The sequence below is a fragment of the Raoultibacter timonensis genome, assembly GCF_022845715.1.
GTDB lineage: Bacteria > Actinomycetota > Coriobacteriia > Coriobacteriales > Eggerthellaceae > Raoultibacter > Raoultibacter timonensis.
In genome coordinates, this window is the sequence record NZ_AP025564.1 from 853603 (window position 1) to 871867 (window position 18265).

The following is an 18265-nucleotide window of genomic DNA, read 5'->3' on the forward strand; positions in this document are numbered from 1 at the left end:
GCGCGATTGTCGCCGAAGCGCTACTCCGCCGCATCCTGCTGCGTGAGATCGCATCTTGCTTCGCGATCTTACAGCGTTCCGCACGTTTCTATGAGTTCTTGTTTGCTGTGTACATCGAGTTTCTTGTAAATGTGCTGGATGTGGGTCTTCGCGGTGGAATTGGAGATGTAGAGCGTACCTTCGATGCTGGCTATGGTTCGGTCGTCGAGCAGCATGGCGAGGATCTCCTCCTCCCGTCTGGTGAGCCCTTTGATCCGGGCGATGTAAGCTGCCCGTTCAATTGTGCTCGAGCGGTCTTCCTGATCTTGGAATGCCGTTTTCTTGCTGGACAGTGTCATACCCCATGTGCTGGTGAAGTCCTTGTCGCTCATGAATACGACGAACAGGATGATGATTACGGTAGCGATGATGCAGACGCACAGGGTGTAAAACGTTGCATTCTGCAGATGAATGTCGAACGAGGCGTGAACCGATTGCGCAATGATCTGCGCGAGGGCGAGGGCGCTTTGCGTGAATCCGAACGTCCAAAGCGGGTTTACGCCGTACCGAAACGATATGTTGCATAAGACGGCAGTGATGAAGATGCTGAACAGCGTATACGCCCCGTTGGTCAGAAGCGAACCGGCAAGCGCGGCATTCGGCAGGTCGATGAGCGAGCAGAGCGCACCAGCCACCGCCATAGGCAGCGAGATCAGATACAGCGAGCGAATGCTGAACTGCTTGAACAGCAGCAAGATGACAACGAGCACGATTGCCGAGACGATCAGGACGCCGAAAAGGGCGTATCCTCGTCCCGCACCCGACAAGAAGCCCCGTAAGAAGTTGTTGCAGAAGGTAAAGCCTGCGAACAGCACAACGGGTTTGAGGGGAAACGACCAGCCCGACGAAACCGCTTCACCCTGCGCGAAGGAAACATGTTCGATCCTGCGCGAGCTGACGATGAGCAGCACCGTCGAAACGAGCGGAAAGGCGACGATGACCGCCGAGACGAATGCAGCCGAACTCACGAGCGTGAGCGCGAATGAGAGAAACGACGAGAGCGCATGCGTCGCCGTATAGTAGGCAAGAACGTGGCGCATGTCCATGTTCGCGTACAGCTCCATCCATGCAAGGTATAGGGGGACGGTTCCGATGCTGATGACGATCGATCCGCAGGCGTTTAGCCAGAGCGCCGTTGAGCCGATCGACGAGCGGGATGCAATGGTGAGGACGGCGCCAATCGAAAGAACGATAGCTGCTGCGATAAGCAGACGGTGCTTTTTGTGCAACGGAGTGAGCCTCGTTGAAAGAAAAGCCGCTGCTGCGAACAAGATCATTTTCGTAAGCGGTCCGAAGGGGAATTGGCTTTGCGAGGCGAGAGAATCGTCGATCGCGTAGTTGCTGAGTGAAAGCGACGTGCTGAACGAGACCATGAGAAAGAAGCCGAGGAAGCAGAAGCTCGGAATCGATTGGCCCTGTTTCGCTCTGAGCGTATGCGCTTGTTCTGTATCCATGTTCCTCCCTTTCGCTATTCTACTATCGGCGCGCCCCATCGTGCTCGAGAATGCGGTTTCCTACGTTTGCCTCTCGTATCCACCCTGATCAAGCAGTGGGGTATGAGAAAAATCATCCCGCTTCCTCATCCCTTCCTCGCCTTCACCCTTGCGGTTTCCCGTCGCATAGTGCGTCTATCGCCTGGGCTTTCATCGGCTAGGCGATACACGGGTACATCGAAACCAAGGAGGAATCGACATGAAAGAGATTTCAAGAAGGAACTTCATCGGGGGAGCGGCGGCGTTCGGTCTCGGTCTCGGAGCAATGGGGCTTGCGGGTTGCGCGGCGGGGGAACCTGCTTCAGCGGATGCCGATGCCGGGTCGACGGGGAAAGCGGGCGGGCAGGATACGACCGGCGTTCCTTCGTTTTTGCAGGCGCCCGACCCGATCACAGACGATCAAATTGCGCAAACCATTGAAACCGAGCTTGTTGTAGTGGGCCTCGGCGTTGCCGGAGTATCGGCTGTGCGTTCTGCGGCAGAGGGGGGTGTGAAGGTCGTTGCGATCGAAAAATGCTCCGAACCCAATTGCCGCTCGTCTCAGTTCTCGGCATTCAACACCGAAAACGCCCGCTCGATGGGCATCGAGGATATCGAGACGACCGATCTTGTCAATGAACTCATGATCCAGATGAGCCATCGCAGCGATTTCAGGATTCTCAAAAACTGGGCAGACCACTGCGGCGAGGCGTTCGACTGGTACGCTTCGGCCTACGGCGGTCTTGTCTGGGTGCATCCTGGCGACGAGACGCCAAGCGAAGACACGGTGTACGTAAGCAACAAGAACTCGTATCCTCCCTATGAATACGGGCGCGACCACGAAGTCGTCTTCAGCGGCACGCTCTCGTTCACGGCACCCGACAAGGGAGGCCAAAAGCCGGTATTCCTCGCGAACTTCGAGAAGGCCCAGGAAACTGGTAACGTCGATGCGCATTTCGACTGCCCGGCGCGTCAGCTGGTGAAGGAGGGCGATAAGGTTGTCGGCGTGATCTTCCAGAACCTCAACGACCAAACCTATACCAAGGTGCTGGCTTCGAAGGGCGTTGTGCTGGCAACGGGCGATTACGTGCGCAACGACGAGATGGTCGCACATTATCTGCCCTGGATTTACGACCAGAAGGAAAAGTTCACGTTCACCTATATGCATCAGGATATCGAAGGGAACTTCGCCGATATGGGCGACGGTCACCGCATGGGCTACTGGGTCGGCGGAAACATCGAGGCGGGTCCGCATGCTGCGATGGCCCACGGCGATTTGGGCAAGCTCGGCGTCGATGCCTTTTTGCAGCTGAACGGCAAAGGTGAGCGCTACATCAACGAAGATTTAACGAACGATCATTTTGGCTCGGCGCTGATCCGTCAGCCCGGCAACGTGATCTACCAGATTTTCGACTCGAAGTTTCCCGAGCAGCTTTCTTCGATGCAGGCAGGTCTCGGCACGAAAAGCAAGATCTCGCAAGAGGATATCGATGCAATCGATGATTGGACGAGCGCCAAGGGCGATACCGTCGAAGACCTGGTGGCCAATCTAGGGGTCGAAGCCGATGTCGCCGATACCATGAAAGCGCAGATCGCACGTTACAACGAGCTATGCGCCGCCGGCAAGGATGAGGATTTCGGAAAAGCCTCCGAGCGTATGTTCGCTCTGGAAACCCCGCCGTTTTACGCAATTCGCTACGCAGTGGGCGAGCCTGGCTTGAGCGGGGCTTCGCAGGATGCTCTTCGCTGCCTCGTAACCATGAGCGGCCTTTCGACAACGAAGGACGCCGAGGTGTGCGATGCCGATCTCAATGTCATCCCCGGCCTGTATGCCATCGGCAACGTTCAGGGTGGTCGCTTCTTGGCGGACTATCCTGCGACCATTGCCGGCGCGAGCCATAGCATCGCGATGACGTACGGCTATCTGACCGGCAAGCATATCGCCGAAAGCGCCTAGCGCGAAAGCCGTTTACCGACTCCCGTAAAGCCTGCGCTCCGCATGTTTCCCGCACGCTGAGCGCAGGCCCGGTGCGAAAGAGGATTGCGATGAGGTGCCGATCGCTTCACCGTTTTTGCTGCCGTAAGGGGATCGAGTAAGGGAAGTTCTGTGCTGCGAGTCGAAAGCGGTTGCTACTCCGCCGCATCCTGCTGCGTGAGATCGATCCTGTCGTCCTTGATTTCGCGAACCCTCGCTTCCACCATCTCGTCAAGCTCTTTGCGGGAGTGGATACCGCACTTCTGATAGATATGGCGGATGTGGGTCTTTACCGTCTCCTCTGAGAGGACGAGGTCGACACCGATATCGGCTCTGCTTTTTCCTTGGGCGATACGCCGAAGAACGTCACGTTCCCGTTCGGACAATCGGTACAGGGTTCCGATCTGATCGCAAGACGAATCCAGTATCTCGGAATCGCCGGGGGCTTCCCCGGGTTTCGCCATGCCCCATGCTTCGAGCAGGTTATTGTGACTGACGAGCGATAGGGCGGTGAGCAAGAGCAGGAACAAAACGGTGGCTATGAGCAACGATACGTCAGTCGAAGCAGGCAGGGGGTGGAGGATGGTGAACATCTCGAATCCGAAAAACCTTCCGAAGAGCAGCGTGCCGATAACGAGTCCGCCCAGCCAAACCGGCGAAACGCTTCTGTGTCGGATGAGGTAGGCGCATAGGCACCAGATAAGCATGTCGAGGCATCGGTACCCAATGCAGTACACGCCGTATCCCCACGCTGAAATCTCTGTGCCGAACAAGCACAAGAATGCACCCGTAGCCATGATGACGAACGAGATTCGGTAGATCATGTAGTTGAAGTTCATTCTGAGGCCGAGGGTGATCAACGCAAACAGCACCGACGCTACAAGAAAGCCGACAACGCCGAACGTATACCAGGCCGTTGTTCCGAACGATCCCGAGAACGACAGGCTTTGAAACGTGCCGAAGGAGAAACCCGCTACCGCCGCCGTTACGAGCAGCTTCCAAGGCGCCCGGGTCTTTTCTGGGAAGATGCCGCTTGATCGGGTTTCTTCGCCGTTATCGCCATCGGATCGCTTTGCCATGAGGAAGGCGCAGAGCGCACCGCAGGCGCCAACGGCCGCCGGCATAAGCTCGCGCAGCGTCTGCGGAATGAAATTGAGCGAGAATATGAGCGCAGTACCGAGTACGGAACCGCATACGACGAAGGCGATGGTCTTTTTCGGCCCCGTCCGGCCGAACGCCTTCATCCACTCGAGGAACAGGAGCGTCTGCCCGATGCCTGCGAAGGCGGGCCAGATATAGGAGATGGTGGCGTATCCCGGATCGAGATAGTCGGGGGGTAGCTTGCTGAGTAAAACGAACAGCGCCGAAGCGGCAACATAGCATACGCCCGCGATGACGGCGACGGCGGCGTTTGGAAGCCGCGCTGCCGATTTTCTGAATCCGAGGCCGAGTGCTATGCCGCATATGCCGATGATGAGGTAGGTGAGGTTCGATCCAAGCCAAACAGGTGATCCGACGGTTCCTGCATTTGTGTACACGAGCGTTGCGGATGTGCAGCTCCACGGCCAGGCGCACACGCAGGCGAAGCCGATCCAGACGGCGGGCTGGGATGCTGCGGCCTGGGAAAACGTTTGCAGCGATTGTTTCATTGCGCGCATGTCGCGTCGAGCGTTGGAATTCGGCATCCGAGCATCTACCCCCTTGCGGCGAGTATAGCACAGGGGTGCTCCCCGCTTTGGCGGGGAGCACGGGCGACGGGCGATTAAGCGGTTGCGTTAGCTGCTGCCGCGGCGCCGGCATAGCGTCCGAAGCAGAAGCACATGCACAAAGACGTTCCCGATTGCGGGTAGAAGTATCCGATCAGGTGGCCGTTTGCCGATTCTCCGACCGCGTAAAGGTTCGGAATGAGCGAACCGTCGACGGCGATAACCTGCCCGTCGGTATTGGTGCGCATTCCGCCGGTTGTGCCGGAGAGGGCGGTTGTCTGTACGGTCATGTCGATGGCGTAGAACGGAGCGGTTGCCAGCGGATTGAGCAAGGTGAATTCCTTGTCGATGACGTCGAGATCGTACTCTTTCGGGTCGTCGGGATCGAACACGCGGCCCATGCGCGTGGCGGGTTTGCCGAACTCGGGGTCGTTTTTCGCTTCGCAGTACCCGTTGTAGTCCTCGACGGTCTTCGTAAGCGCTGCAATGTTGACGTTCATCTTCTTGGCGAGCTCTTCGATGGTGTCGGCCTTGACGATCGTTCCCGATTCGAGGCCCTTCTCTCCGGTTTGGCCGGCGACCTGCTCGTAGAGGGCGGAGTCGTACAGGGCCCAATACTCGGTGATGCCCTGCTTGTAAGCGATGCCGGCGCGATCGAGGAAATACAGGTTCTCGTTGACCCATCGCTTGCCCTCGCGGTTGACGAAGAGTCCCTGGCCTGCGTTGTCGCTGTATCCTCCATCGACATTCACGAAGTACGCCATCGTACCGCCCGGCGCTACCACGTCGGCTCCGACCGTTTTTGCTTGCAGGAGCGCGAACCCCTTCGACTCGCCATCGAAGGTCGAGCAGTTGGGGGTATGGGGAGCGTAAAGGCGCAGCAGGTCAGATGAGCCGCCGAATCCGCCTGCCGCCACGATAAGCGATTTGACGTTGAACAGCGTTCCCTTATCTCCCGAAACCGTTTCGAGTCCGGTTACCGCGCCCGAAGCATCGGCAACGATCTTCGTCGCTTCGGTCGAGAAGCGGAATTCGACGCCGAGCTCTTCGGCTTTGGCTTTGAGCGGCTCGAGGTAGGCTTTCACTCCATCGCGATCGGCGCTGGTCACGAAGGTGCGCGCGGGTACCTGGAACGGGTTGGTGGGCGGAACGGTCACGCCGACGATGTCCACGCCATGCTCGATGAGCCAATCGATCGATTCGGCCGAGTGCTCGGCGGCGAAGAGCTGGGCGTCGGTGTCCATGAACGAATCGCTGTCGGGGTATTGGTTCCAGAATGCGACGAGTTCCTCGGGTGTCCAGTCCTCCCCAAGCTCTTTTTGAAAAGACGTGCCGACCGCCGTAATGCTGTGGGCGTATACCTTTTTCAGGCCATCGAGTTTTTCGAGCACGATGACCTTTGCGCCTCCTTCGGCAGCGGAAATGGCTGCGGTCAGCCCTGAAACTCCCGTGCCGATCACAACGACGTCGGTATCGACGGTTTCGGTCATTTCGACAGTCGTGTTGGTTGAAGCGGCTGGTGTGGAGCCTTCTTCGGCTGCGCTCGCTTTCGGCTTCTCCTCGTTTGCCGGGGAGCAGCCGAACATGCCTGCTGCAGCGATGCCGAGCGCGCCGACTCCCGCCCCGGCAAGAAACGATCGCCTGGTTACTCCGGACTTCTCGGAATGACCTGTATTGATACTCATGGTTCCCTCCTTCGTATCGGTTCGGCGCCTGTGCGCCGCAATAAACGATAGGCCGCTGCAGCACGAAGCGGTATCCCCCGAGCGGGAGTGACTTGCCCAGGCTGTCGTTCACCCGCCGCGGGGGATGGATTCATCAGCGGAAACGGCTTTTTTGTTTTTGAAGGCCTCGCATTGTCTCGTGAGCATGAATCAAGTATACTTGCAAATATACTTGAAAGGAGGCTATTGTGGCCCAACTCTCCCTCTATCTCGAAGAGGAGACCATGGACATGCTGAAGAAGAAAGCGGTGCTTGCGAACGTCTCTCTTTCTAAATACGTTGCCGAGCTCATTCGAAACGATGCAGCGAGCGGTTGGCCGACGGGCTACTGGGATCTCTACGGTTCTATCGATGACGAAACTTTCCGCAAACCTGCGGAGCTGTCGTTCGAGCTCGACGGCAAAAGGGGCGCTTGGTGATGCTGCTTCTCGACACGTGCGTGTGTATTGAGTTTCTGCGTGGCTCGATGCCGGGGGTTCTGAAGGCGCTTCGATCTCACGATCCTCGGGAGATTATGGTGCCTGCCGTTGTCGAAGCGGAGTTGCGGCTAGGGGCTCTGAAAAGCGCAAAGCCTCAGGAGAACCTCCTGAAGACGGAACTCTTCCTCGATCCGTTCGAGCGCGCAGCTTTTGATTCTCGGTGCGCCGAAGAGTACGCATCCATTAGAGCTGAGCTTGAAACGCGCGGAAAGACTATCGGGCCAAACGACCTGATGATAGCTGCGACCGCGAAAGCCCACGGTGCAACCTTGGTGACGAACAACGTGCGCGAATTCGAGCGCGTGCCCGGACTGAAGGTCGAGTCGTGGGCGCTTGCGGATCGGGTTTAGTCGGGCAGCCGATCGGGAGACGAAGCGAAACGAAGCGGGGTTTTCCGAAAGTCTCGTTTCGGCTGGATGAGGCGGGCTTGTAACGCAAAATGCCAATTTGATATTTCGGGGACGGATTCGGACTCCACCGCTTGCCGATGTCCTTCACGTGAGCCAAGCAGAAGATGCGCTTTCCTCGGTGCCGCGAGGTCGCACCGCAGCCGATGGGCCGTTTCGTCGCCCGCCCGCGCTTTCCCAAACGATGGTAGAATGCTGGCACTGCTATGGGAGCGCGATGCGATCGCGTAAGGAGGCGCGTGCGGCGATGCCGCCGCGTGGATACGATGAGCTGAGGAATTCGATTGTCCTTCTCGAAGGCAAAGGCGATAGCTAAAACTCTGCGTTGGCATCATGTCGGCTTTGCGTTTCTGTGGGCGACCACGTTTTCGGCTCTTCTCTATCCTTCAACCGCAACGGCCGAGGAGATGCTCGCGTTCAAAACGCTCAACCTGCTCTGCACCATCGGTGCGGTCCTCGCTTTGGTGGCGATCGTTCGCGCGAGGGGAAGGGAGCAGTTCGGTCCGCGCGTCGCTTTCGCTGCGGGCCTCCTGCTCGCTGCGGGTGCCTCTCTGTTCTATACGGGGTTTTACCTCGATGTCCCGAAGCTCCCTTTCGTGCTTTCATCCGGAGCGTTTATCGGTTTGGCGAGTGGCATGTTTTTTGGGTTGTGGCAGGCGTTCTTCACCTCGGAAGGCGCTTCGCGCACCGCGATCTACATTCCGCTTTCGGCGGTTGCCTCGGCGATACTATGCTTTATCATGCAGCCGCTTCCGCTTGGCGGAACGATCGTGTGCTCCATCGCCGTTTTTCCGGTTCTGGCTTCGGTTACTCTGTACAAAGCGATTGCGGAAATCGAGCCGAGTTCATCCGAAGGCTCGTCCTGCACGGATATGCGCGGCGCCGTCCGGGATCTCTGGAAGCCCGTGTTCTGCGTGTGCTCGATCGGGTTCGTATGGAAGCTCGCTTCGAGTATTCTGAGCGATGCGAGCTCTTCGACGCTTATTTTCGTTCTTGCCGGATTCGGTGCCGCAGCGCTCGTCATCGCGCTTATCGAACTGTTCTCGGTAAAGGGGTTCGAGGTACTCAGATCCTATCAAGTTCTGTTCCCGCTCATCACGGGGGCATTCCTTCTCCCGACGATATTCGGAATGGAATACGCGCCGATGCTTTCGGCTACGCTCATGTTCGGGTTCGAGATCGTCAACCTTCTGCTTATCGTTACCTGCGCCGTCTATGCGAACGAACGCTCGATGCCGTCGATCTACGTGTACGCGCTCGGCCTGTGCCCGGTGTATGCGGCGATGGTGATAGGAGATCTGCTCGGTGCGCATTTGAGTTCCGCGTTCGCCCATGATCTTTCGTTTGTAGTGAGCGTCTTGTTCATGTGCGTATACGTGCTTTCGCTCACGATGTTCCTTGTTTCGTGGACGAGGCAGCGTAAGCGAGGCCGCGGCGACGAGGCCTCAGACGACGATGCGGCGCATAGGGTCGGGCCTGCAACGGATCGCGAGAGGAAGCCTCAAGCGGATACCTCGGGATTGAGCGCCGCCGATCTCGAAGAAGCGTGGATCGCATCGCTTGCGAGCCGGTTCGGGGATATGGACCTCGTTGATCCGCTGAGCCAGCGCGAGCGGGAGGTTGCCGCCCTCATCGTGCGCGGCAACAGCGTCGCCGGCATCGCCAAGAAGTTGTTCATATCGGAGAATACGGTTCGAGGCCATGCCAAGAACATATACCGAAAGTTCGATGTTCACTCGAAGCAGCAGCTCATCGACTTGATGAACGGCGAGTGAAACCTCGTTCACCCATTCCTGCGATTCCCCTGACATGGTTTTAGACCCGTCTTCGCTGTGCGTTGAAAAGACAACGGAAAAGCACTTGACGAGGCACAACGCAAAAACAACCTGTTTTATGGGGTGCGGTTTCATCTCCCTTTTCCTACTATCGGGTCACGGTTCCAAGGTCGCCGGGCATGAGCTCGGGATCACGTAGCAGGAGCCGGGCAAACCGATTCTTTAGGAGGGAATCACATGAGCGAAACGAAATCAGGCATCTCGCGGCGCGATCTGCTCAAGGGAGCGGCGCTCTCTGCGGCGGGCGTTGCGGCACTCGGCGTCGTGGGATGCAGCCCCGCAGCGTCGGGAGAAGACAACGCTTCGAGCTCGGGCAGCGATGCGTCGGGAGATGCGGCTTCGGCGAAGCATACCTGGGAGATCAAACCCGAACCCATCACCGATATCGCCGAGACCGTCGATACCGAAGTGTTGGTGATCGGCGGCGGCTACTCCGGTACCTGTTGCGCGCTTAACGCGGCCGAGAACGGTACCAAGGTTGTTCTCGTCGAGAAGGACACCGTGCTCAACGGCCACGGCGTCGGCGGCACGGGTGCGGTCGGCTCACGCGAGCTCGACAAGCTCGGCATCACCATCGACAAGCCGATCGAGATGGAGCGCTGGGTTTCCACCTGCGGCAACCGTTGCCGCGAATCGCTCGTGGCCAAGTGGTTCCGCGAGTCCGAGCGCTGCATGAACTGGCTGCTCGATGTGGCGGAGTCCGACGGCTGCAGCTGCATGGTGACCGTGGGATCGCGCAGCGCCGTGCACCCCGAAATCGATTGCTACCACATGATCTACGGCGGCGAGACCACGTCCGACATCATCAACATCGCCAACTACATCGAGTACCTGTTCATGAAGAAGGCCGAGGAGACCGGCAACGCGGAGTTCGTGTTCGAGATGCCGGCCGTTCAGCTCGTGCAGGACGAGTCGGGCGCGGTCAAAGGCGCCATCTGCGAGAACTCCGAAGGGAAGTACGTGCAGTACAACGCCTCGAAGGGCGTCGTGCTCGCTACGGGCGACATCAGCTACAACGACGAGTACCTCGAGGCGTTCGCTCCCATTGGCTTGAAGGTCATGACGCGTCTGTGCTCCGACCGCGGCAACGTGGGCGACGGCCACAACATGGCGGCGTGGGCAGGCGGTGCGTTCCAGGACGGCCCGTGGCCGACGATGATGCATCCGCAGGCTGCAGCCACCTACCACGGTCCCTTCCTCTTCGTCAATCCCGATGGCAACCGCTTCATGAACGAGGCTACGTGGGTGCAGGGCAAGTGCGTCGGTATCATGGTCAATGGCGGCTACGACCATGCCTGGTCGATCTTCGACGCCAACTTCGAGGCAGACAACACCGACAGCCTCCAGTACGGCGGCGGCATGTTCTGGGATAGCTTCCGCCCCGTGGGCTCCACCTACGAGGACGCTTCAAAATCGCATGCCGAAGGAGTCGAGAAGGGCGTCACCGACAACCCCGACAACTACAAGAAGGCCGATACTATCGAGGAGCTTGTCGCCCAGCTCGACGTTCCCGCCGATGTGGCCCTTGCGACCATCGAGCGCTACAACGCGCTGTGCGAAGCGGGCGAGGATACCGATTTCTACAAGGAATCCCACTACCTCTACCCGATCAAGCAGGGCCCCTTCTATGCCTGCAAGGTTGGCCCCGGCCTGCTCGGCGTATGCGGCGGCATCCATATCTCCGACAACTTCGAGGTGCTCAACGCCGACAACCAGCCCGTTTCCGGACTCTACGCTATCGGCAACTGCGCCGGCGACATCTACGCCTACGACTATCCGATCAACGTGCAGGGCAACAGCCACGGCCGGTGCCTGGTCGAGGGCAAGTGCCTCGGCGAGCAGCTTGCGGGTGCGTACAAGGAGATCTAGGACGTACGGACGAAGGCGAGGAGGTGCTTGTGGATACCGAAAATGTCAGCGTTCCCAATGCGTCTGCTGCGTGTGAGCGCTCGATCGACGAGATGTTCGAGCACCTCGAGGCGCTCGTGGGCGCGCTGCCTCGCATGGAAGAGCTCGGCGCACGGGTGGCGAAGGCAACGTGGGCTCGCGAGGCGGTTGAAGCCGATCGCCGCTATCGCATCGTTCGCAAGGAACTCGACGAGCTCGAAGCGAACATGAGCGAAGCGCTGGCCTTGGCGGAGCGGGCTCGCGATGCAGGCAAGCCCGAGGAAGAGGTCGAGCTGTACGAGCGCGATCGATTGTACTTCGCCGCCATGCGCGGCTTCAAGGTGGGGCCCGCGCAAAACGAACGGGCCGCAGCGGACGAAGCGCTCAAGGCGGGCGGATTCGCCTCGGTGGACGAGGCGAGGGATGCCATGCTGCCAAACGACGAGCTCTCGAGGCTTGAGAGCGAGCTCGAAGCGTATCGGGTCGATTACGTCGAAACGCTCGCGGTGTGCCAGAAGGCCGAAGAATAACGCTCGGCGCCGCCGAGCGCCGAGGCAGGTTTCAGGGGGGCGAGGTCGATGCGGCCTCGCCTCCCCCCTGTCGCATAAGCCCAAACCTGTCGCATACGCAATCCGCCGGAGGTCCAAGCGGACCTCCGGCCGCGACCCGGCGTTTGAGACCCCGGCGTGCCAAGTCAATGCGAGCTTAACAGCGGCAAAGGCAATACATACGGGTTTTTCTTCGAAGTGTTGTATATGGGGCGGCGCATGAAAGCGCGGTTGCGTTTCTCGTCAACGCATTGCCTGATCAAAGGCTTTCTCGTTGTTCGGCTTCGACGGAGGTTCCGTTTTTGAGGCCTCAGTGGCCTTCGATGGGGCGAAAACACAACACATTGATGAAAAACCCGTATTTTCAGTATGCCGCGCTGCATGAGGGTATGGCTGATTCCCGTTGGCGGCGCCCCCTCATGGCTGATTCCCATCGGCGGAGCCCCCTCGTGATCGCTGGGCGTGAATGTGCGCCGATGATTGCGCGTCCCGGCCATGGGTATTCGCAATCTTTACAGCACCATAGGTTTTGGGATGGGGTTATCCGATTGCGGCTATAATGGATCGATCGAGTACAGGCGCCCGGTAAAGCGGGCAGGCGAGGAAAGCCGATTGATGCAGTGAGCAGTGGCAACCGACAAGAGCAGGGCATCGCGCGCATGGTTGCGCGCTTCACGCCGCTTCGGCGGTTCGGCTGGTCTTTCTTGCTTGCCTGGGTGTTCTGCGTGTTCTACACCGAGGTGGTCGAGGGGTATACGGGCAAGCTCGGCGTGTGGCTCGGGGCGTACGGGTCGTTCGAGCTCTTGTTCTTCACCGGGTTTCCCGTGTTCATGTCGGTTGTCATGCTCGTCGCCATCGTGCTCGGCGAAAAGCGGTTCGGGTCTCCGACCGAGCATCCATCCCTCTTCTTCGTCGCGCCTGTTGCGACGGCGCTTTCGACCCCGCTTCTGTTCGGTATTACGGGAGATGTCGCGCTCACGGTCGCTTTGTTCGTTTTCGGTGCTGTACTCACCGGGTTCGGCAGCGGGTTCATGTGGGTGATGTGGGGCGAGTACTACGCACGCGTTTCCCAGGAGGACGGCGAGTTTCTCGCTCCTGCGTCGGCGATCTTCTCGGCCCTGCTCGTGCTGCTCGTATCGGCGATGGACGGCTGGATCGCGCTCGCGTTCGTGACCTCGCTGCCGCTTCTTTCGGGGCTGTGCTTCTATCTCTCCTGGAAAGATGTGGGCGGAGCGGCCACTGCGGAGCATTCGGGAGCTTCGGAGCAAAAGGCGTACAACGACGCGCGCAACCTCGCCAAGCAAAGCCTCGTGAGCGTGCTCGCCTCGATGGGCAGGGCAGGGCTCGGCATACTGGTGGCGTGCCTGTTCGTGTGTTTGCTCGGAACGTTCTGGCCGGCTCCCGACAAGCATGCCCCCGAATTCCAGGCGGTGCTGCTCGCGAGCATCGCGTTCATGGCCGTCGTCTCGTTCGCTTCGACGGTGGGTCCCCGACGCATCTCGATCGCGTTTCTCTACCGATGGATGTGCCCTGCGCTCGTGATGGGGTTCGTGGCGTTGATCCTGTTCGGTACGGGCTTTGGAGGATACTGGGCGTTTCTGGTATCCATTGCTGCGCGCTTCGCATTCTGCGTGATAACCCAGCTGTACTTCGCGCGGTATGCGGTGGCAGGAAAGGCGACGGCGGTGCAGTCGTACGGTCTTGGCTGGATCTTCGTCCACCTCGGCGATTTTCTCGGTGTTCTGCTGTATGCGGGGCTGACCGAACCTCTCGGCGACGGCAGCCTTTCTGTGGTGCAGGTGGCAGCGGTGTCGATTGCGGTGCTCGTGGTGGTTACCATGTTCGTGCTGAACGACACCAAAAGCTTTGCGTTTGATCAGGGAGGCTCGCGTGACGGTTCCGCGGACGCCCTGGCGGCCCGATCCGGCGAGGTGGACGGTCGGGAGCATTCGGGCGCGGAACTCGCTGACCGAATCCGCGAACTAGCGGTGCACTTCGAGCTGACGCCTCGCGAAACCGAGGTGTTCGAGCTGCTCGCGCGTGGAAGGTCCATACCCTATGTGCGCGATGCGCTCGTCATATCGAAGGAGACGGCGGCGACCCATGCGAAGCACATCTACGCGAAGCTTGGGGTTCATTCGCGACAAGAGTTGATTGATCTGGTCCACTGAGGCGGTTGCGGGGCGGCGCTCGAAGGCGTACCGGCTTGCGCACCGTGCGCGGTTGACGCCGGCGCACCGGCTTCCCGCAACCGCTCTGCTCGAAAAGAAAGGGCTCCGACGGGAGCCCTTTCGGTGTGCAGCGCGTTGCTTCGATTTCTACGATGCGCCGAGCGCATGCTTGGCTGCGATGCGGGCGAACGTGGCCACGCGTCCGGCGTTGATGCCGGTGAAGTTGCTCGGGTAGTTGTGGGGATAGAATCCGCCTTGGTCGTTGCCGCAGACGTAGAGGTTCTCGATCACGGTGCCGTCCTCGCGCAGCGGCTGGCTGTTCGTGTCGGTCACGACGCCATGGGTGGTGACGAGCAGCTCGCCGGCGATGCGCGCTGCGTAATAGGGAGGCTCGTCGACCGCGCTCATGCGGAACGGCTCCTTGCCGAAGTCCTCGTCTTTTCCGGCTGCAACCAGCTCGTTGTAGCGTTCGACCGATGCGACGAATGCGGCGGTCTTGTCGTCGTCGAAGCCCATAGCGCTTGCGAGCTCCTCGAGCGTGTCGGCCTTCTTGATGGCGCCGCTCTCAAGGTTGGGAGCGAACCAGAAGCTGTCGAGGTGCTCTTTGCTCATGGCTTCGCAGTCGTACACGTCGGCGTTGAACGCGGTGCCCGAAGGCGCGGGGGCAAGACGCGAGCAGCCGCAGGTGTCGAACTGCACGATGTCGTCCCAGTAGCTCGCGTCCCAGATTTCCCACGAGAAGTGGCCGGGCTGGTTGAGGCCGCCCGAATAGCTCATCGGGTAGCACTGGTCCTCGTTCATGAAGCGCTCGCCGTTGGCATTGACGTGGAGGAACGGCTGGCTTCCCGGCAAAAAGATCTGCCCTTGCCACGGGCGCCCGAACCCGGTGTCGTCGTTCATGAGGCCGCGGTTCCAGATCATGCACGAGCCGCCCTGCTCAAGATAGGCTCCTGCCCAAAGCGCCATCCGGATGCCGTCGCCCTCTTCGGTTACGCTGTCGCCGAGTACGCAGTACTCCGATACGACAGGGCAAAGGTCCTTGAGCATTTCCTCGTTGGCCCCGTAGCCGCCGGTGCAGATGATGACGCCCTTGTTCGCGTTCACCTGGATGTTGCCCCGATCCTTCGACGTGGCGATGACGCCGGTGACTTTGCCCGCATCGTCCTGGACGAGCTGCTGGGCGGGCGAGGTGAACAGGATCTCGCCGCCGAGCTCCATGAACACCTCGCGCATCATCTCGAGGTGCATATAGGCGCCGTAGTTGGGGCCGTCGGGGTTGTACTCGTCGAGGCAGGGGTTGTAGCACATGGCCGGGTAGTACGCCTCGGGGGCGACATCGGGCGAAGGGCAGTGCCACTCGAACGGGAAGAGCATTCCCTTGGGTTCGAGCGTCTCTTTCATCCACTCGATCATCTCGCCGGATTTTTCCGCCCAGGTCTTGTACATGAGCATGTTCGCATCGCCGGACTGCGTCATGTTGGCATGGTTCATGAGCTTGGCGGGGTCTTCGTAGTGATCGGGTTCGAGGTTCGAGTTGAGTGCACCGATGGCCTCGCGCGCCATCGCGATATCGCCGCCCTTCTCGATTACGATGACCTTCGCGCCTTCTTGCGCGGCGGTGGTTGCGGCGACGAGCCCGCCGTTGCCGGCGCCGACGACGACGATGTCGGCCTCAAGCGTTTCTGCAATGTCGGTGATAGGTTCGGGCTTGTCGCGCCACGATGCGGATGCGCCGGCGTCGGTCTTTCCCGTTGAGCCCGTCTCGCCCGAAGCGCTCGGGGCGCATCCTGCGAGTGCACCGGTTGCGGCAAGGGCTCCCGTTGCGGTGAGTCCTGCCAGAAAGCTGCGGCGGCTGATGGTTTTCTCTCCCATGATTTCCTCCCAAAGTAATCGTTGGTTCTACCGTGTTCGTCGACCGAGCTTTCTTCGAGCGCTTGGTTCGCGCCGAAGGCTCGGCTGGCGGATGGACGGTTCTCACTATAGGAGGCGAAAACGTGCCTGCCATCGCGCGATTGCGGGTATTGTCGGGCTTGAAACGCCGGAAGGAACTATACCCGAAAAGGGGTGAGGGAACCTGTTTTACCTGATAGATATGCCGATAGAGAAACCTGAAAGGGCCCGCGCTCGATTTTGAACGCAGGCCCTTTCGTGGGAGGGAGACAGGTATGCGCTAGACGCCTTTCGCGGCGTTTTCTCCGGCTACCTTGCCGTAGTACATGGCCATGGAGTGGCTCGTGCCGGAGAGCTTGAAGGGGTACTTGACGGCGAAGCGATCGCCTTGGGCATTGCCGGAAACGTAGAGGCCCGGAATGATGTCGCGCTCGGTCGAGATCACGTGGGCGTTTTCGTCGGAGGAAAGTCCGCCCATCGTGCACAGGCACAGGCCCACGCCCATGCGTTGAGCGTAAAAGGGACCGTCCTGCACGGGAAGGAGGTACTTCTCCTTCTTGCCGAAGTCCTCGTCGTATCCCGCAGCGCACAGCTCGTTGTAGCGCTCGACCGATTTCACCGCCTCTTCGGCATCCATCCCTTCGATCGAGGCGAACAGCTCCTCAAGCGTCTCGCCCTTGAAGATGGTTCCGTCGCCCACGCGTGCATCGAATTCTTCCAGGGGCGAAGCGAACGTATTGATGAAGAGGGGAAGCTGCTCGTCGAGGTGGGAATCGAAGACGAGGAACGCCTTGCGTTTGGGCTGCATGTCAAACGCGAATTCGCATTCGGTGGCGGCCACGTCTTCGTTCTGGAAGCGCTTGCCGTGGTAGTTGAGGCGCAGAAGCGGCGCGGTCAAGCCCATCGAGGCATCCTGGGCATCCGTGTCGCCCGGACCGCCCATCACGTGCACCATCGGCGCCTGGTACTGCGAGAAAGCAGCGCCCGCCCAAAAACCCATCTTGTAGACATCGCCCGTGTTGGTGCGATTTCCCTCGACGTCCATATTCGGCCAGGGGTTGCCGTTGCCGTTCTCAACGACGGCGGGGAAGAAGTAAGCCATCATGTCGGGGTTGGAACCGCAATCGCCGCACGAGAGGATGACGCCTTTGGCGGCGTTCACCTTCTTATACAGACCCGTGTCGGCGTTGCGCACGTACACGCCCGTGCAGGTTCCGTCTTCCATGATGAGCTTTTCGGCGAAGTGACCGAAATACGCCGTGCCGCCCTTGTCTATGCCTTTCTGCAGATTCGCGTTCACCACGTGCGGATGATCGGTGAACGAGAGGTTCTCTGGGTATGCTGCCTGGTTTTCGTTCTTGTAGTCGATCGATGGATCGCTCATCGACGAGACGGCTACCGGATGATCGGGGTCGCCCATCATGCCGATTACCTCGCCGGGTTCGGGGAAGTACAGCTCGTCGTCGCCGGCGCACCACCAATCGAATGCGTCGGCGCAGTTATAGGCCCACTTGCGAATGATGGAATAGTTGGTGATGCTCGAGCAATCGGTGAACTCGTGATTGATCACCTCGTCGAGATCGAAGGTGCCGAGGTTGAACCGCTCGGTCATCGAGCCGTTCAGATAGGCGTACTGGCTCGAGCGCACGCTCGGTTCGGCTCCCTTCTCGAAGCCGGCTACGCTCGCACCTGCTTCGGCTGCCGCGCGAAAAGCAGCGACGCCGGAAACGCCGAGGCCCACGATGGCTACGTCGACGTCGATCTCCTCCTCGACATCCGCATCGGCGATCTCGGGCGGGTTGGCCGGCCAGGGATAGTTCGCACCCGTGGGGCTTACGGCAAGCTCTTCGCCCGCGCCCCCGATGGCTGCATTGGCGGCCGAGCCGGAGCTCGCTGCCGGCTGGGCGGCACATCCTCCGAGCATGGCCAAGGCGCTTGCGCCGACAGCGGTAGCGGCGGCTCCTGATAGGAATGCGCGGCGCGATAGTCCTTCTCTGCGCTCGGGCGCGATGTTCTCGTCCGAATCGAATCGAGTCATGATCTCCTCCTTGATGATCGGTTGCACAACGTATCCGAGCCTACGTTGGTTGTGCGCTGCGGTCGATCATCGCGTTGCGTGAGAGGCATCACCG

12 protein-coding genes are annotated in these 18265 nt (G+C 59.8%); 7 read left to right on the forward strand and 5 right to left on the reverse strand.

All coding sequences use genetic code 11. The annotated features are described in order from the left end of the window. Positions 1–68 precede the first annotated feature (68 nt). On the reverse strand, positions 69–1493 hold the full coding sequence (locus tag MWL89_RS03355) for a response regulator transcription factor (RefSeq protein ID WP_180995116.1): 1425 nt from the start codon (positions 1491–1493) through the stop codon (positions 69–71). A gap of 238 nt (positions 1494–1731) precedes the next feature. Here MWL89_RS03355 and MWL89_RS03360 point away from each other — a divergent pair, with 238 nt between their 5' ends. Next, positions 1732–3468, forward strand: coding sequence for an FAD-dependent oxidoreductase (locus tag MWL89_RS03360; protein WP_244411755.1), 1737 nt, complete (start codon positions 1732–1734; stop codon positions 3466–3468). A gap of 173 nt (positions 3469–3641) precedes the next feature. Here the strand turns inward: MWL89_RS03360 and MWL89_RS03365 are convergent, their stop codons facing one another. Further along, positions 3642–5171, reverse strand: coding sequence for a response regulator transcription factor (locus MWL89_RS03365; protein ID WP_244411756.1), 1530 nt, complete (start codon positions 5169–5171; stop codon positions 3642–3644). Between the two features lie 77 nt (positions 5172–5248). Beyond that, on the reverse strand, positions 5249–6877 hold the full coding sequence (locus MWL89_RS03370; RefSeq protein ID WP_244411757.1) for an FAD-dependent oxidoreductase: 1629 nt from the start codon (positions 6875–6877) through the stop codon (positions 5249–5251). Positions 6878–7104: 227 nt separating this feature from the next. Here MWL89_RS03370 and MWL89_RS03375 point away from each other — a divergent pair, with 227 nt between their 5' ends. The 6 genes from MWL89_RS03375 (at position 7105) to MWL89_RS03400 (ending at position 14243) form a co-directional block, all read left to right on the forward strand. Further along, positions 7105–7335 (forward strand): antitoxin, encoded by a 231-nt coding sequence (locus MWL89_RS03375; RefSeq protein WP_102379009.1) that lies wholly within the window; start codon positions 7105–7107, stop codon positions 7333–7335. Beyond that, complete coding sequence (locus MWL89_RS03380; protein ID WP_244412576.1) at positions 7335–7745, forward strand: type II toxin-antitoxin system VapC family toxin; 411 nt, start codon at positions 7335–7337, stop codon at positions 7743–7745. Before MWL89_RS03375 ends, MWL89_RS03380 begins: the two co-directional genes overlap by 1 nt. Before the next feature lie 341 nt (positions 7746–8086). Further along, positions 8087–9577 (forward strand): helix-turn-helix transcriptional regulator, encoded by a 1491-nt coding sequence (locus tag MWL89_RS03385; protein ID WP_244411758.1) that lies wholly within the window; start codon positions 8087–8089, stop codon positions 9575–9577. Between the two features lie 237 nt (positions 9578–9814). After that, the gene (locus MWL89_RS03390; protein WP_244411759.1) at positions 9815–11506 is read left to right on the forward strand and encodes an FAD-dependent oxidoreductase; all 1692 of its coding nucleotides are present in this window, start codon (positions 9815–9817) and stop codon (positions 11504–11506) included. A 29-nt stretch (positions 11507–11535) separates the two neighbouring features. Continuing rightward, the gene (locus MWL89_RS03395) at positions 11536–12054 is read left to right on the forward strand and encodes a hypothetical protein (protein WP_244411760.1); all 519 of its coding nucleotides are present in this window, start codon (positions 11536–11538) and stop codon (positions 12052–12054) included. Between the two features lie 638 nt (positions 12055–12692). After that, complete coding sequence (locus MWL89_RS03400; protein ID WP_244411761.1) at positions 12693–14243, forward strand: response regulator transcription factor; 1551 nt, start codon at positions 12693–12695, stop codon at positions 14241–14243. 147 nt (positions 14244–14390) lie between these two features. On the opposite strand, the gene MWL89_RS03405 is transcribed toward MWL89_RS03400, so the two are convergent. Both MWL89_RS03405 and MWL89_RS03410 read right to left on the reverse strand, forming a co-directional pair. Next, a complete protein-coding gene (locus MWL89_RS03405; protein ID WP_244411762.1) occupies positions 14391–16115 on the reverse strand; it encodes an FAD-dependent oxidoreductase in 1725 nt (574 codons plus the stop codon). Positions 16116–16413: 298 nt separating this feature from the next. After that, positions 16414–18171: an FAD-binding protein gene (locus tag MWL89_RS03410; RefSeq protein WP_244411763.1), complete on the reverse strand. Its 1758-nt coding sequence runs from the start codon at positions 18169–18171 to the stop codon at positions 16414–16416. Positions 18172–18265 lie beyond the last annotated feature (94 nt).